The sequence below is a fragment of the Streptomyces sp. ISL-10 genome (assembly GCF_018614575.1).
Classification (GTDB): Bacteria; Actinomycetota; Actinomycetes; order Streptomycetales; family Streptomycetaceae; genus Streptomyces.
The window spans coordinates 13,054-27,741 of the sequence record NZ_JAGGOJ010000019.1; the positions used below are offsets into that span (position 1 = coordinate 13,054).

At 72.8% G+C, this 14,688-nt stretch carries 12 protein-coding genes; 9 read left to right on the top strand and 3 right to left on the bottom strand.

The annotated features are described in order from the left end of the window. Positions 1–40: 40 nt before the first annotated feature. Complete coding sequence (locus J7E88_RS23275) at positions 41–721, top strand: TetR/AcrR family transcriptional regulator (protein ID WP_215184176.1); 681 nt, start codon at positions 41–43, stop codon at positions 719–721. Here the strand turns inward: J7E88_RS23275 and J7E88_RS23280 are convergent. After that, complete coding sequence (locus tag J7E88_RS23280; protein ID WP_215184178.1) at positions 679–2,208, bottom strand: LVIVD repeat-containing protein; 1,530 nt, start codon at positions 2,206–2,208, stop codon at positions 679–681. The genes J7E88_RS23275 and J7E88_RS23280 overlap by 43 nt on opposite strands. Before the next feature lie 173 nt (positions 2,209–2,381). Here J7E88_RS23280 and J7E88_RS23285 point away from each other — a divergent pair, with 173 nt between their 5' ends. From J7E88_RS23285 to J7E88_RS23310, 6 genes are all read left to right on the top strand, one after another. Next, complete coding sequence (locus J7E88_RS23285) at positions 2,382–3,047, top strand: DUF305 domain-containing protein (protein ID WP_308307579.1); 666 nt, start codon at positions 2,382–2,384, stop codon at positions 3,045–3,047. Positions 3,048–3,133: 86 nt separating this feature from the next. Then, positions 3,134–4,480, top strand: coding sequence for an FAD-dependent oxidoreductase (locus J7E88_RS23290; protein WP_215184182.1), 1,347 nt, complete (start codon positions 3,134–3,136; stop codon positions 4,478–4,480). A 605-nt stretch (positions 4,481–5,085) separates the two neighbouring features. After that, a complete protein-coding gene (locus J7E88_RS23295; protein ID WP_215184183.1) occupies positions 5,086–6,171 on the top strand; it encodes an exo-alpha-sialidase in 1,086 nt (361 codons plus the stop codon). 854 nt (positions 6,172–7,025) lie between these two features. Beyond that, a complete protein-coding gene (locus J7E88_RS23300) occupies positions 7,026–7,703 on the top strand; it encodes a uracil-DNA glycosylase (RefSeq protein ID WP_215184185.1) in 678 nt (225 codons plus the stop codon). Then, positions 7,700–8,707, top strand: coding sequence for a BadF/BadG/BcrA/BcrD ATPase family protein (locus tag J7E88_RS23305; RefSeq protein WP_308307580.1), 1,008 nt, complete (start codon positions 7,700–7,702; stop codon positions 8,705–8,707). Before J7E88_RS23300 ends, J7E88_RS23305 begins: the two co-directional genes overlap by 4 nt. A gap of 72 nt (positions 8,708–8,779) precedes the next feature. Further along, positions 8,780–9,697, top strand: a complete 918-nt coding sequence (locus J7E88_RS23310) for a sirohydrochlorin chelatase (RefSeq protein WP_215184187.1) — start codon at positions 8,780–8,782, stop codon at positions 9,695–9,697. A 722-nt stretch (positions 9,698–10,419) separates the two neighbouring features. Here J7E88_RS23310 and J7E88_RS23315 read toward each other — a convergent pair. Next, positions 10,420–11,460, bottom strand: a complete 1,041-nt coding sequence (locus J7E88_RS23315; RefSeq protein ID WP_308307581.1) for a lactonase family protein — start codon at positions 11,458–11,460, stop codon at positions 10,420–10,422. Positions 11,461–11,598: 138 nt separating this feature from the next. Then, positions 11,599–13,128: an FUSC family protein gene (locus J7E88_RS23320; RefSeq protein WP_215184191.1), complete on the bottom strand. Its 1,530-nt coding sequence runs from the start codon at positions 13,126–13,128 to the stop codon at positions 11,599–11,601. A gap of 239 nt (positions 13,129–13,367) precedes the next feature. On the opposite strand from J7E88_RS23320, the gene J7E88_RS23325 reads away from it, so the two are divergent. After that, positions 13,368–13,850: an Lrp/AsnC family transcriptional regulator gene (locus J7E88_RS23325; protein WP_215184193.1), complete on the top strand. Its 483-nt coding sequence runs from the start codon at positions 13,368–13,370 to the stop codon at positions 13,848–13,850. A 25-nt stretch (positions 13,851–13,875) separates the two neighbouring features. Further along, a complete protein-coding gene (locus J7E88_RS23330; protein ID WP_251023083.1) occupies positions 13,876–14,577 on the top strand; it encodes an HAD family phosphatase in 702 nt (233 codons plus the stop codon). Positions 14,578–14,688 lie beyond the last annotated feature (111 nt).

Sequence of the window (14,688 nt, forward strand, 5' to 3'; positions counted from 1 at the left end):
GAGTATATTGGCTCAGAGCCAGTCAACGCAGGAGTCCAGCATGTCCCCGCGAAGCGCAGAGGTCAATGAAGAGCTTCGTCGGCGTTCGCGCGAGCGGCTGCTGCAGGCGACGGTGGAGCTGGTCGACGAGCGCGGGTTCGAGGCGACGACACTCGGCGACATCGCCGACCGCGCGGGCTCGGCGCGCGGGCTCGTCTCGTACTACTTCCCCGGCAAACGGCAGCTGTTGCAGACCGCGGTGCACCGGCTGATGCACCGCACACTTCAGGCCGCGCTGGAGCACGAGCCGCCCACCGAGGACGGCCGCGAACGCCTGGCGCGGGCCATCGACGCGATCCTCGGCCTCGCTGTCGAACACCCGAGGCTGATGCGTACGCATATGGCGGGGATCCTCCAGGCCGAGGGCTTCGTACAGTGCCCGGAGCAGCGGCGGCTCGCCGCACTGCTGCGCGACACGGTGCGGCGGTACGGCTCCACCGACGTGGACGCCGACTACCCGCTGCTGCGGGCCCTGCTCATGGGTGCGGTCTTCGCGGTGCTGTTGCCGGGTGCGCCGATGCCGCACGCGCGGCTGCGCGCCGAGCTGTTCCAGCGCTACGGGCTGGACTGGGAGCTGGGCGTTCCGCCGGGCCCGGCCGGGCCCGGCGGAACGCCTCGTCCCGTCCCGGCCGTTCCGGGTCAGTCGTCGAAGTCCGCAGAGACGGCAGAGTCGTCGAAGTAATTCGGCTGGGTCTGCACGTTGAGCTCCCGCATGCGCACCTTCGCGCCGGCGTCGGTGCGCCGGTCGTTGATCTTCAGCACGTCGAAGCCCTTGGCCATGTCGTTCGAGTAGATGTAGCCGTTGTAGTAGTAGGCGGACCAGGATCCGGCGACGGTGAGGTCGGTCGCGCTGACCGGACCGCGCTCGAAGTACGCGATCTCCTCGGGCCGGTCGGAGTCGGTGAAGTCCACCACGGAGACGCCGCCCTGGTACCAGGCCTGGACCATGATGTCGCGGCCCTTGACCGGGATCAGCGAGGCGTTGTGCGCCACGCAGTTCTCGGTGTCCGCCTGGTGCCGGTCGATCTTGAAGTAGCTGCGGAAGACGAGCTTGCGCTTGTCGCCCCTGCCGGTGATGTCGTAGATGCCGTCCGCGCCGCGGTGGGGGCCGACCCGGGTGTTGCAGGTGGCCGCGACGCCGCCGCCCAGTTCGTCGGCGAAGACCACCTTGTCGGCCTTCTGGTTGAAGGTGGCCGAGTGCCAGAAGGCGAAGTTCACGTTGTCCTGGACGCGGTCGATGACCCTCGGGTGCTCCGGGTCCTCGATGTCGAACAGGATGCCGTCACCCATGCAGGCACCGGCGGCCAGGTCCTTGGAGGGCAGCACGGTGATGTCGTGGCAGCCGGTGGTCTTGCTGACCCCCGGGTTGGTGGGCCCGCCGGGGTTGCCGCCTCCGTCGGGGCCCTCGCCGGGGAAGAGGACGGGGAAGTTCACGATCGCGGCCCGCTGAGGCGCCTTGCGGGGCACCTTGATGACGGAGATTCCGTCGTGCGGCGGCTGACAGTCGGGGAACGCGGCGTTCGGCGAGTACGAGGAGACGTACACATAGACGTTCCTGCGCTCGGGGACCAGCGTGTGGGTGTGCGAGCCGCAGGCGGTCTCGACGGCGGCGACGTACTTCGGGTCGCTCTTGTCACTGATGTCGAAGATCTTCATGCCCTCCCACGACGACTTCTCCGTCGCGGGCTGCAAGCTGCTGGTACAGGAGTTGTCGCTGCGCGAGGAGTCGGTGGAGAGGAAGAGCAGATCGCCGGAGACGCTGATGTCGTTCTGCGATCCGGGGCACAGCACCTGGGCCACGGTCCTGGGTGACCTCGGGTTGCTGATGTCGAAGATCCGGAAGCCGTCGTAGTTGCCGGCGAAGGCGTAGCCGCCCTGGAACGCGAGGTCGGAGTTCGTCCCCCTGATGGCGGCCTTGGGGATGTTGGTGACGTGCTCGATGTTGTCGCTGTGGACGATCTCGTCCACAGCGGGTATCTCACCGCTGTCGATGGCGGACCGGGTCTCGGCCGCCTGGCTCGAGGAGACCTCGGCCCCGGCCGGAGGGTCTCCGGGGTCGGGGATCGCTGCGGCCGGTCCCGCGGTCAGGAGTGCGGCGAGCAGACCGGCGGCGGCTGCCGCCACGCCGAGATGTCTGCGCCGTACTCCGGGGGTGTGCAACGGGGTCATCGCGTCCTCCCTTGTGGCCGTTCTGGCCGAACGGTTCACGGACCCCGGCAGTATCGTCCTCTGCATGTACATCTCAACAGATGCAGCACAGCCGTAATGAAGGTTTTTGATCGAATCGCCTGCGCTTCAAGCAAGTACGCTCTCCGACACGCCAAGTGCCCCAGGAGGTCGCCGTGTTGAAGCCGCTCACAACCCCGCGCGCCCGAATCCCGATCACGGCGGCGGCGGTTGTCGCCGCCGTGCTGGCCCTGGCAGCCTGCGACGCGGGCTCCGGCGCACCCGCCGAGGCCGGCGGGAGCAAGGGGCCGTCGGTGGTGGCACCCGGGAAGCCGGGAGAGCCGGCGAGGACCCTGTCCGCCGAGGAGGCGACGAAGGCGGTGCCGGACGACAGCCCGAACGCCGCCGACTTCCGCTACGCCCGCATGATGATCAAGCACCATGAGCAGGCGCTGGAGATGACCTCCCTGGCCGCGGACCGTGCGGGCTCGCCCCGCATCGAGCGGCTCGCGGGCCGTATCGCCGCCGCGCAGGGGCCGGAGGTGGGCGCGATGCGGGCATGGCTGAAAACCCACGGCGGCGACGACGGCGGGGCCACCCACGAACACGACCACACCTCGATGCCGGGTATGGCCACCGACGCCCAGCTCGACCAGTTGCGCGGCGCGGCTGGCACGGCCTTCGACGAGCTCTTCCTCAGGCTGATGATCACCCACCACCAGGGGGCGGTCACCATGGCGGTCGAGGTCCTCGCGGAGGGCGACAACGTCGCGGTGGAGGAGATGGCGACCGACGTGATCGCGCAGCAGACGAGCGAGATCGACAGGATGCGCGCGATGTGACGCGCCGGGACGCCACCGGGGCCGGAGACTCCCCAGGGGCGCGCGCCGGTGCGATGCTGGAATCCCCTGCGGGAAGGAGCGCAGCCGTGCTTCGTGTCGCCGTCGTCGGTTCGGGACCCAGCGGGGTCTACGCCGCACAGGCCCTGGTCCAGCAGTCCGCCGTGCCCGACGTCCGGGTGCACATCCTGGACCGTCTGCCCTGCCCGTACGGGCTCGTGCGCTACGGAGTCGCCCCCGACCACGAGAAGATCAAGTCGTTGCAGAACAACCTCCGGTCCGTGCTCGAGGACGAACGCATCGACTTCGTCGGCAACGTCGAGGTGGGGGCGCACGGCCTCACGCCCGCGCGGCTGCTGGAGCTGTACCACGCCGTCGTCTACTGCGTGGGGGCGGCGCGGGACCGCAGACTCGGCATTCCCGGCGAGGACCTGCCGGGCAGCCACTCCGCCACCGACTTCGTCTCCTGGTACAGCGCACACCCGGACGCGGTGACAGGCGGTTTCCCGCTCGGCGGACCGTCGGCCGTGGTGATCGGGGTCGGCAACGTCGCCGTGGACGTGGCACGCATCCTCGCCCGCGGTGCGGACGAACTGCGGACCACCGATGTGCCCGAACCGGCGCTGGCGGCGTTCGCCGCGAGCCGCGTGCGCGATGTGCACATGGTGGGCAGGCGCGGCCCGTCCGGGGCCAAGTTCACCACGAAGGAGCTGCGCGAACTGGGGGCGCTGCCCGGTGCGGACGTGGTGGTCGAACCCGCGGACCTCGCCCTGGAGACGGCCTACGCCGACCCGGAGGCCGTGCCCGCGGTCGTCCGCCGCAATCTCACGGTCGTACGGGAATGGGCCGCGCGGCCGCCGGCGGGGCGGGCGCGGCGCATCCATGTGCGGTTCTTCCTCCGCCCGGTGGAGGTGCTGGAGCGCGGCGGACGGGTGGCGGGCGTCCGCTTCGAGCGCACGGCGCCCGACGGCCGGGGCGGGGTGCGCGGCACAGGCACGTACGAGGACATCGAGGCACAACTGGTGCTGCGGGCGGTGGGCTACCGGGGCGTGCCGACGCCCGGGCTGCCGTTCGACACGGACCGAGGCATCGTGCCGAACGCGGCGGGGCGCGTGCTCAGGGACGGTGCGCCCTCCCCCGGCGAGTACGTGGCGGGGTGGATCAAGCGGGGACCGACCGGCGTCATCGGCACGAACCGGCCGTGCGCCAAGGAGACCGTCGCCTCCCTGCTCGGCGACGCGTCGCAGCTGGCCGCCCGGCCGGTCGCGGCCGATCCGCTCGCCGAGTTGCAGGCGACAGGGCAGCGTCCGGTCGCCTGGCCGGGCTGGCTGGCCATCGAGTCGGCCGAGGAGGCGCTGGGCCGCACGCTGGGCCGACGCTCCGTCAAGATCGCGGATTGGCAGGGCCTGCTGTCCGCTGCGCACGGGGCGGACTGAGGGGAACGCGCGCCTGCTGCCGGGCGGCGGATCGGGCGGGCCGCGACCGCCCCGAGCCTGCCCGGCGGCGGACCGAGGCCGCCTCGGGCCTGCCCGCAGCGGCGCCTCGGGCGGACGGACCCGTCTGCCGACGGCTGCGCACCGAGCCGGCCACGACCGACCGGAGGCTGTCGGCACCGGGTGGATTGACGCCGGCCCGAGCCTGCGACGGCTGCGCACGGCAGGATGCGACCGCCCCGGGCAGGCCGCTGCTACCGGGCTGACCCAAGACCGCTCCGAGCCCTGCCGGCAGCTGGGCACCGGGCGCGCTGGGAGCCCGCGCGGCCGCCCACGGGCATCTACTGGCGCACCTCACGGATGGGCGCCTATCCGAGCTCGCCGACGGCTGCGCACCGGCAGAATGCGACCGCCCCGAGCCTGCCGACGGCGGGCCGTACGCCACTTCGTCCGGCCTGATCGGCCCCGCACCGATGAGTTCCGCGGCCCGGTCCGGTCGGTACTGCTGTCGCGAGGCCGACGTGCGCGACCGCATGGCAGGACGCTGTCAGTGGTCGGGTGCAGACTGGCCCATACCGAGACAACGGCGTCCTGGAGGGATATCGGCCATGACCGATGTACTGCTCACCGTAGGCACTCGCAAGGGGCTCTTCATCGGCCGCAGAAGCGGCGGTGCATGGGAGTTCGACGGCCCCCACTTCAACGCTCAGGCGGTGTACTCGGTCGCCATCGACACCCGCAGAGCGGTCCCGCGCCTGCTCGTCGGCGGCGACAGCTCGCACTGGGGCCCCTCCGTCTTCCACTCGGACGACCTCGGCAGGACATGGGTCGAGCCGAAGCATCCGGCTGTGAAGTTCCCCGAGGACACCGGCGCCTCGCTGGAGCGGGTCTGGCAGCTGCACCCGGCGTCCGAGGCCGCGCCCGACGTGGTCTACGCGGGCACCGAACCCGCCGCGCTGTTCCGCTCCGACGACGGTGGCGAGAGCTTCTCTCTCATGCGGCCGCTGTGGGAGCATCCGACCCGCTCGCAGTGGATGCCGGGCGGCGGCGGCGAGGGGCTGCACACCGTGGTGACCGATCGGCGGGACCCCGACGCGGTCACGGTCGCCGTCTCGGCGGCCGGGGTGTTCCGCTCCCGGGACGCAGGGGCGAGCTGGGCGCCCTCCAATCAGGGGGTGTCGGCGGTGTTCCTGCCGGACCAGCAGCCGGAATTCGGGCAGTGCGTGCACAAGATCGCCCAGGACGCGGCGGACCTCGACCGCCTGTACCTGCAGAACCACTGGGGCGTGTACCGCAGCGACGACGCCGGGGAGCGGTGGATCGACATCGGCGCCGGGCTGCCGTCCGACTTCGGTTTCGCGGTGGCCACGCATCCGCACCGCGCCGACACGGCGTACGTCTTCCCGATCACCGCCGACTCCGACCGTGTCCCGGCCGGCCGGCGCTGCCGCGTGTACCGGACCGGCGACGCGGGCGGGAGCTGGGAGGCGCTGTCGGCGGGCCTGCCAGAGGGCGACCACTTCGGGACGGTGCTGCGCGACGCGATGCGCACGGACGACGCGGACCCGGCCGGGGTCTACTTCGGCAACCGCAACGGCGAGGTGTACGCGAGCGCGGACGACGGCGACTCCTGGCAGCAACTGGCCTCGCACCTCCCGGATGTGCTCTGCGTGCGGGCTGCGGTTATGCGCTGACGTGGGGCGGGCACGGACGGTTTCCGGTGGCCGCCCGGAGAATGATCACGTGGTGCCGCTCTGCCGGCTGCGCCGGCGACGCCCCATGGCCGAGTGTCATCTGTCTTCACCTGCGCTGGGCCGATTGACCTGCACAAGACCAAGAGCCTCCGTTGATGCGGGGGCTCTTGGCTTGAGAGGCGCCATGGCCGGCGAACAGCGGCGTGTCGACCTCCCCAAAGACGTGCGGGACGTGCTGGACGAGTACGCGAGCGAGGACGTCACCGCAGCGGGCACGGCGGCCATCGCGGGGACGGTCATGCCGCACTTCGAGCCGGCATACAAGCGGGGCCAGGGACGATCCGGAGGTCCGTACGGAGTGGACAGTCGACGAAGAGCTCGGCACAGGCACGTACAACCACCTGCTACAGATGCTCTTTTCGCCTCGGGCTGACAGACCTGCTGCGTAGGATGCTGCCGCCCCATGAGTGATCCCGGGGAGCGAGGCCACGCAACCCGGGATCGGCCAGTCGCGAAGGGACTGACATGAGCAAGACTCTCACAGCTGCGATCGGCGTTGCCGATCGGACGTGGAGGACGGCCCGGCAGGAGCCGAGACTCTTCGTTGTGGTTGGGGGCGCGATCGGACTGCCCGCCCCGGACGACACGACATGGGGCCTCGTTGCGCCGGTCTTCGCCGCTCCGCGGCCAGGCAGGACAGGTGCGGACCCCGCAACACGCTCGAAGCAATGCCGAAAGGGCGTGCCCGGCAGTCCATTGCCGGGGAAGAGCCACCTGCCGTCCATGCAGGGGGAGGGCCGACGTGACCCGCGGCTGCTCATTGACACACAAGCGACACCTGGAGACAGCCGCCCATGGCACCACGACCATTGAAAGAAATCGTCGAGCCCGGCTGGGCCGAAGCCCTCGCCCCTGTGGCCGAACGCATCACCGCCATGGGGGACTTCCTCCGTACGGAGATCGCCGCGGGCCGTACGTATCTGCCCGCCGGACCGCATGTGCTGCGCGCCTTCCAGCAGCCGTTCGACGACGTCCGCGTGCTGATCGTGGGCCAGGATCCCTACCCGACCCCGGGCCATGCCGTCGGGCTCAGCTTCTCGGTGGCACCGGAGGTGACACCGTGGCCGCCCAGCCTCGACAACATCTTCCGCGAGATGCACGCCGACATCGGTCATCCCCGTCCCTCCACCGGGGACCTCACGCCCTGGACGCGGCAGGGCGTCCTGCTGCTCAACAGGGCGCTGACGACCGCGCCGCGCAAGCCCGCAGCGCACCGCGGCAAGGGCTGGGAAGAGGTCACCGAGCAGGCGATCCGGGCGCTCGCGTCGCGCGGCAAACCGCTGGTGTCGGTGCTGTGGGGCAGGGACGCCCGTAACCTGCGGCCGTTGCTGGGCGACCTGCCGGCGATCGAGTCGTCGCATCCCTCCCCGATGTCCGCCGACCGCGGTTTCTTCGGCTCCCGGCCGTTCAGCCGGGTCAACGAGCTTCTGGTGGGGCAGGGCGGGCAGCCCGTCGACTGGCGGCTGCCGTGACCCGCGTGCTCGGCGTCGACTCGGGCGGCTCCGGACTGCGCGTCGCGCTGGCCCAGGCCGGGGTGCTCGACGGGCCCCGGACGGCGGTGTCGGCCGAACCGGTGCGCACGGGCCGGGACGGGATCGACGCCGGGCACATGCTGGAGCAGCTGGTGCCGATGGCACGAAGCCTGCTTGAGCGGGACGGCGGCGGCGAGCCCGTGGCGGTCGTGATCGGCGCGGCCGGGATGGCCACGCTGGGCGACCGGCTGCGCGCCGAGCTGCCCGCCGCACTCGCCGCCGCGCTCGGAGTACGACGGCTGGGGCTGGCGGCTGACGCCGTGACGGGCTATGCGGGTGCGCTGGGTCAGCGGCCCGGTGCCGTGGTCGCGGCGGGCACGGGAATGATCGCGCTCGGCACGGACCTGGCCTCGTGGCGCCGGGCCGACGGCTGGGGGCACCTGCTGGGCGACTGCGGCGGCGGGGCATGGATCGGCAGGGCCGGGCTCGAGGCCGCGCTGCGCGCGCACGACGGGCGGCGGGGCGGTTCACGGCCGCTGCTGGCCCGCATGGAGGCGGTGTTCGGTCCGGCGGCGGACCTGCCTGGGCTGCTCTATCCCCGCACGGACCGGCCCGCGATGCTGGCCTCCTTCGCCCCGGAGGTCGCGCTCTGCGCGGACGAGGATCCGGTCGCGGCCGGCATCCTCGCACGGGCGGCCGAGCACATCGCCGAGGCGGCCGCGGCCGTGTGCCCGGCCGCGGCCGAGGCGCCGGACGGGTGCCGGGTCGCCGTGACCGGTGGCGTACCGAAACTGGGCGACCCGCTGCTCGTGCCCCTGCGGGCCGAGCTCGCGCGGCAGGTGCCGCAGGCCCGTTCCGTTCCCGCGGCCGGCGACCCGCTGTCCGGCGCCCTGCTGCTCGCGGATGCCGTCGCCACCGGCCGACTGCTGCTGCCGCCGCATCCGACCATGCTGTACGTCTGCGACGGGACGGGTCAGCGGATCCGTACGTCGCCGAGCGGATAAACACGGACAGAAGACGCACGACTGCACCCTCCCCGAACTGCCGCGCCCACAAAACCAGTAGCATGCGGCGCCATGAGCTCCCCCACTGGGCCTGCACCCGGCCTGCCTGTACGAATGCCACGCCCCCGACAGTCCGGGCGGCACCGCCGCCCGGAGCCCGTGGCCGCTCCCGAGGGCGCGCCCGCGCTCGTCCTGGCCGTGCCCGGCGCTCCCGCGCCCACGACGCGCAGCCTGGCCGAAGAAGTCATCAGCATCGCCCGGTCCGAGCTGCCCGGCCTCGAAGTCGCGATCGGTTACGTCGACGGTGACGACGAGGAGTACCCCACGCTCACGACGGTGCTCGCGCGCACCGCGGCCCTGCGCACCGAGCGCTACGAGATCGCCAAGGCAGCCGGCCGTGAGGTCGACGAGCCCGAGGGCCCTGCCGCCGTCGTCGTCCCGCTGCTGGCGGGCCCGGACAACGCGCTGATGCGCCGGATCCGCGAGGCCCTCATGGACAGCCGGGCCGCGGTGGAGCTGACCGACGTCCTCGGTCCCCACCCGCTGCTGGCCGAGGCCGTGCACGTGCGGCTCTCCGAGGCCGGCCTCGCCCGTGCCGACCGCGCCCGGCTGTTCACGGTGGCGACGGCCGCCGACGGCATCGTCCTCGCCACGGTGGGCGGCGAGGAGGCCGTGCAGGCCGCCGGTATCACCGGCATGCTGCTCGCCGCCCGGCTGGCCGTGCCGGTGATGGCCGCGGCGCTCGACGAGCCGGGCTCGGTCGCCGCCGTCGCGGAGCAGCTGCGCGGCTCGGGCTCCGTGCAACTGGCGCTGGCGCCCTACCTGGTCGGTCCGGAGCTGCCGGAGGGTCTGCTCGACGCTGCCGCGAAGGAGGCCGGCTGCGCCGCCTCCGAGGCGCTGGGCGCGTACCCGGCCATCGGCAAGCTGGTGCTGTCGCAGTACGCGACGGCCCTGGGCATCGCTCAGCCCCAGGGAACTCAACTGCGCTGATGGTCCCGCCGGGCGTCAGCGCGCACAAGGGCCCGTGCCGGAGGGGGACTTCCGGCACGGGCCCTCGCACGTGCGGGGCAGGGCCCACTATGGTGGCGGGTCGCCGTGCGGGGCGGCCGATCCGCGTCGCCGCCCGGTGAGCAGGTCGCCGTGCCGGTCAACCGCGCCGGTGGCCGGTTACCGCGCCGATCAGCCGATCCACGTCACCGCCCGACGAGCAGGTCCCCGTGCCGGTCAGCGCATCCACGTCACCGCCCCCATGTGCGGGTCGCCGTGCCGGTCAATCCATCCACGTCACCGCCCGGTGAGCGGGTCGCCGTGCCGGTCAACCGTGCCAGTGGCCAGAGACCGCGCCGATGAGCCGATCCGTGTCGCCGCCCCGGTGAACGGGCCACCAAACCGGTCAACCCATCCACGTCACCGCCCCCGTGAGCAGGTCGCCTTGCGGGTCGCCCGATCCGTGTCACCGCCCCGGTGAACGGGCCACCGCGCCGATCAGCCCATCCACGTCACCGCCCCGGTGAACGGTCACCCGCAGCGCACCGGTCGCTTGGGCCGGCGTCAGGGGCCGCGGGGGCGTCGGGCGCCGCTTGCCCGGCGCGCCGGGTGCTCCAGGGACGGCGAGGGCAGCGCCGCGTCATCACGGGGAAGGTGCTCCGGCAGCTCCCGGCCCGGCCGGCCCAAGGCGGCTTCCGTGATCTGCGACAGGCGCGCCCGACAGGTCAGGCGAAGACCACACAGGAGGGTGCGGGGACCGGCAGGGAGCCCGCGCGCTGGGGGATGCCCGTCTCCTCGTCGACGTGGAACCAAGTGACGTCCCCCGAGCGCTCGTTCGCCGCGTAGAGCCGGCGGCCCGTGGGATCGAGCGCCAGGTCGCGGGGCCAGTGGCCGCCGCACGGCACCGTGGTCGCGAGCTCCGCCTTCTCGAACGTCGGGTCCAGGTCCAGCACCGCGATGCTGTCGTGGCCGCGTACGGCGGCCCAGACGTGCGTGCCGTCGTGCGCGACGACCAGTGCGGAGGGGTAGGCGGGTCCTTCGACGCCGTCCGGCAGCACGCGGCACTCCGCGACGGGCTCCAGCACGCCCGCACGGTCGTCCCACCGGCACACGGTGAGCGTCGGCTCCAATTCGCCCAGCACATAGGCGTGATGGCCGCCGGGGTGGAAGGCGAGATGGCGCGGTCCTGTGCCGGGCCGCAGTGTGATCCGGCCGTGGGCGGTCAGGCCGCCGGTGGCGGAGTCGGGGGCGTAGCTGCGCACCGTGTCGGTGCCGAGGTCGACGGCGAGGATCCAGCGCCCGGAGGGGTCCGCCAGTACCTGGTGGGCGTGGGGCCGTGTCTGCCGGTCGGGATCGGGGCCACGGCCCTCGTGCGGGACGACGGCAGCGACGGCGCCGGGGGCTCCGTCGGGGCCGAGCGGCAGCACACTGACGCTGCCGGAGCCGTAGTTGGCGGTCAGCAGACGCCCCTGGGCGAGCGTGAGGTGCGTCGGGCCCTCGCCCTCGACGGACACCGGCTCACCGATCGGCCGGAAGCGGCCGTCGGCGATGTCGAAGGCGGCGACCGCGCCGTCAGCCGTCTCGGAGACCGCGTACAGGACGGTTCCGCCCGCCGCGGCCAGGTAGGAAGGGTCGGCCACGGCGTCGGTCGCCTCGCCGGCGGTCAGCGCGCCGGTGCCGGCGTCCACCATGGCGGCCAGGATCCCCCTTCCGCCCGCCGAGGTGAACGATCCGATGAAGGCCCGCCCCGCGCGCGTGTCACCCACAGTGTCTCCCCTCCCCGCCCGCGGATCGCCCGTGGACCGCCCACGGCCGCACTCCGCGGTGCGCGGCCCCGACGCTAGCATCAGGTCTAGACCAAGGGGGCGCGATGTGGCCACGCGGCAACTGGCGCACGCCGTCGGTCAGACCGTGACGAGCGGGTCGCGCGGGGAGGTGCGTACGGGGTGGGCGAGGTCGGCGAGCGCACGCTCGAGGCCGTGCAGGTGCCCGAGCGCCGCCTCCGCGCCGGGGTGGTGCGGCGGGACGTGCACGACCCGGGTCGGGGCCGCCGCCCGCGCGGGCCGCGCCGGCACGAGCGCGTGGACGGCCGCCTCGACGCGGCCGCAGGCGGCAGCGAGGCGGGCGTCGTGGGACGCCTGCGGATCGGCGGCGACAGCGGCCAGGCCGCGTACCTCGCGGGCGCACACGTCGAGCAGCTCGACAACCTGTCGTGCGCGCGCCTTGCGGGCCCGCAGCGGACTGAGCGGATGGATCAGCGGAGCGAGCGAGAGGCGTACGCGGCCGAGCAGCAGCTCCAGTTCGGCGGCGACCGGCGCGGGGTCGGCCGTCTCGTCCCCGGCGAGGCGGCGCGCTGCCTCGGTGGTGCAGTCGTGCACGCACCGCACGGCGCGCCGGATCCATGCGTCGGTCGCGGCGTGGGTGGTGACGGGCAGGATCACCGCGACCGCGAGCGCCGCACCCAGGGCGCCCACCGCGGTCTCCTCCAGGCGCAGGAGCAGCAGGCCCGGGTGGAGAACGCCGAGCAGTCCGTAGAGCAGCCCCGCCATGACGGTCACGAAGAACATCATCCAGCTGTACGACGGGGCGGCGGTGTAGAAGATCCCGAAGACGCAAAGGGCGACCAGCAGGGCGGTGGGGCCGGGCGCGCCGGCCAGCGGGATCGCGACCAGCAGGCCCGCGACGATGCCGATGACGGTGCCGACGATCCGGCGGAAGCCGCGTACCAGCGTCTCCCCGCGGGAGGCGGTGTTGACGAAGATCCACCAAGCGGTGCCGACGGCCCAGTACCAGCGGTCTCCCGAAACGAACTGACCGGCCGCGATGGCCACGGTGCACGCCGCCGTGGCCTGGAAAGCCTGACGCGTGGTGGGACGGGCGAGTCCCCGGCCCGGCAGCGGTGCCGGGACGGCAGGCGGGGGCGTCCGGCGCTCGATGCACCAGGCGCCGAAACGGACGGCGGACGAGGCGACGAGCGCCAGCGCGACAGCTCCGTACAGTTCGGGCAGCTGCGCGGGGACGGCGTCCAGGAACTGGGTGACGAAGAACATCATGAACGCGAAGATCCCCAGCGCATGTCCGCGCGGGCCCCACCTGCGGGCATAGACGCCGCAGAAGACCACGGCGAGCCACGCGGCGGCGCGCGGCAGGGGCTGGCCGTGCAGGACGGTCGCCAGCGCGAGGACGGGGAAGCCGGCAGTGGGCAGCAGCGCGGTGGTCACCGCCTGGCGGCGCACCGACGGGTCGCCGACGGTGAACAGGGCGAGCATCGCGGCGAGGCCGCCGGTGATCGAGGCAACGAGCGAGAGGCCGGTCAGCTCCGCGGCGGCGACGGCGAGGCCGACGCCGAGGACGGCACGCGTCGAGACGCGCAGACGCAGGTGTCCCGGATCGGGCGCGACGAAGGCCCTCTTGATGTGCTGCAGGCCGGTCATGCTCCTCACGACTGCTGTCCCGCCCCCCTTGCTGATCGACGCGCCGCTCGGCAGCGGTCTCGGACACGGCAAAGGCGCCGCGGGTCCGGCCCGGCTCCGTCGCCGGTCCGGCGCTGCGCAGCGCCCTGTATGGGCCCAGGAAAACATCTCCCAGTCAATGGCTCAACCGGACTGTTTCACACTGGGCCATTGGTACAGTGGAAGTACCGGTGTATAGACCATGGAAGGGCCAACGGACCATGGCGGTGGACGAGCTCGACACCCGCATCCTGCGCCTGCTGATCGAGCAGCCGCGTACGAGCGTGCGGGAGTACGCGCGCATTCTCCAGATCGCGCGCGGCACACTGCAGGCCAGGATCGAGCGACTGGAGCGCGACGGTGTGATCACGGGCACGGGGCCGTACCTCTCCCCTGCCGCGCTCGGTCATCCGGTGCTCGCGTTCGTCCACATCGAGGTGACCCAGGGGCATCTGGACGAGGTCGGCGAGGCACTGGCGGCCGTGCCGGAGATCATCGAGGCGTTCTCGATCACCGGCGGCGGGGATCTGCTGACCCGGGTCGTGGCCCGGGACAACGGCCATCTGGAGGATGTGATCCAGCGGCTGATCAACCTGCCCGGTGTGGTCCGGACACGGACCGAGATGGCTCTGCGCGAGCGGGTGCCGCACCGGCTGCTGCCGCTGGTGGAGTCCGTGGGGAAGGCGGCCGGTTCCGCACGCTGAACGGGTGCTTGGCATGCTGGACGCCATGAGCACTGCGCGGCCCCCCTCCGTCATCTTCGATCTCGACGGGACTTTGGTGGACAGCGAGCCGAACTACTACGAGGCGGGGCGCCGAGTGCTCGCCTCGCACGGCGTGACGGGCTTCGACTGGGACGAGCACACGTCGTTCATCGGCATCGGCACACGCGAGACGCTGGAGATCCTGCGGGCCCGCTACGCCATCGACGCGCCGCTCGACGAGCTGCTGGCGGCGAAGAACCGGATCTATCTGGAGCTGGCGCGCGCGTCGACGGACGTCTTTCCCGAGATGCGGAAGTTCGTGGAGCGTCTGGCGGCGGACGGGGTGCCGACAGCTGTCGCCTCGGGCTCGTCGCGGGCGACGATCGAGGCGGTGCTCGCCGGGACCGGTCTCGACGCACACATCGGGCTGATCGTCTCCGCGGAGGAGGTCGGGCGCGGCAAGCCGGAGCCGGACGTCTTCCTGGAAGCGGCCCGCCGCCTGGGCGCCGCCCCCGCGGACTGTGTCGTCCTGGAGGACGCCCCGCCCGGCGCGGCGGCGGCGCGGGCGGCCGGCATGCGCTGCATCGCCGTGCCGTACGTCCCCTCGACGGCGACCGACCCGGCGTTCCTGGCGGCGGACCTGCTGTTTCCGGGCGGCCAGCGGGAGTTCACGGCACAGGCGGCGTACGCATGGACGACGGGCGCGGGGGGCGCTGCGCGCCCGTGAGCGTGGGATGACGCCCACCGGGCCCCGGACGCCGGGGCAGACCCCTGTCCGACCAGCCCTGCTCAGGCCCACGCGCCGACAGCGCGGGCCGACGCCGACCAGCCGGACAGC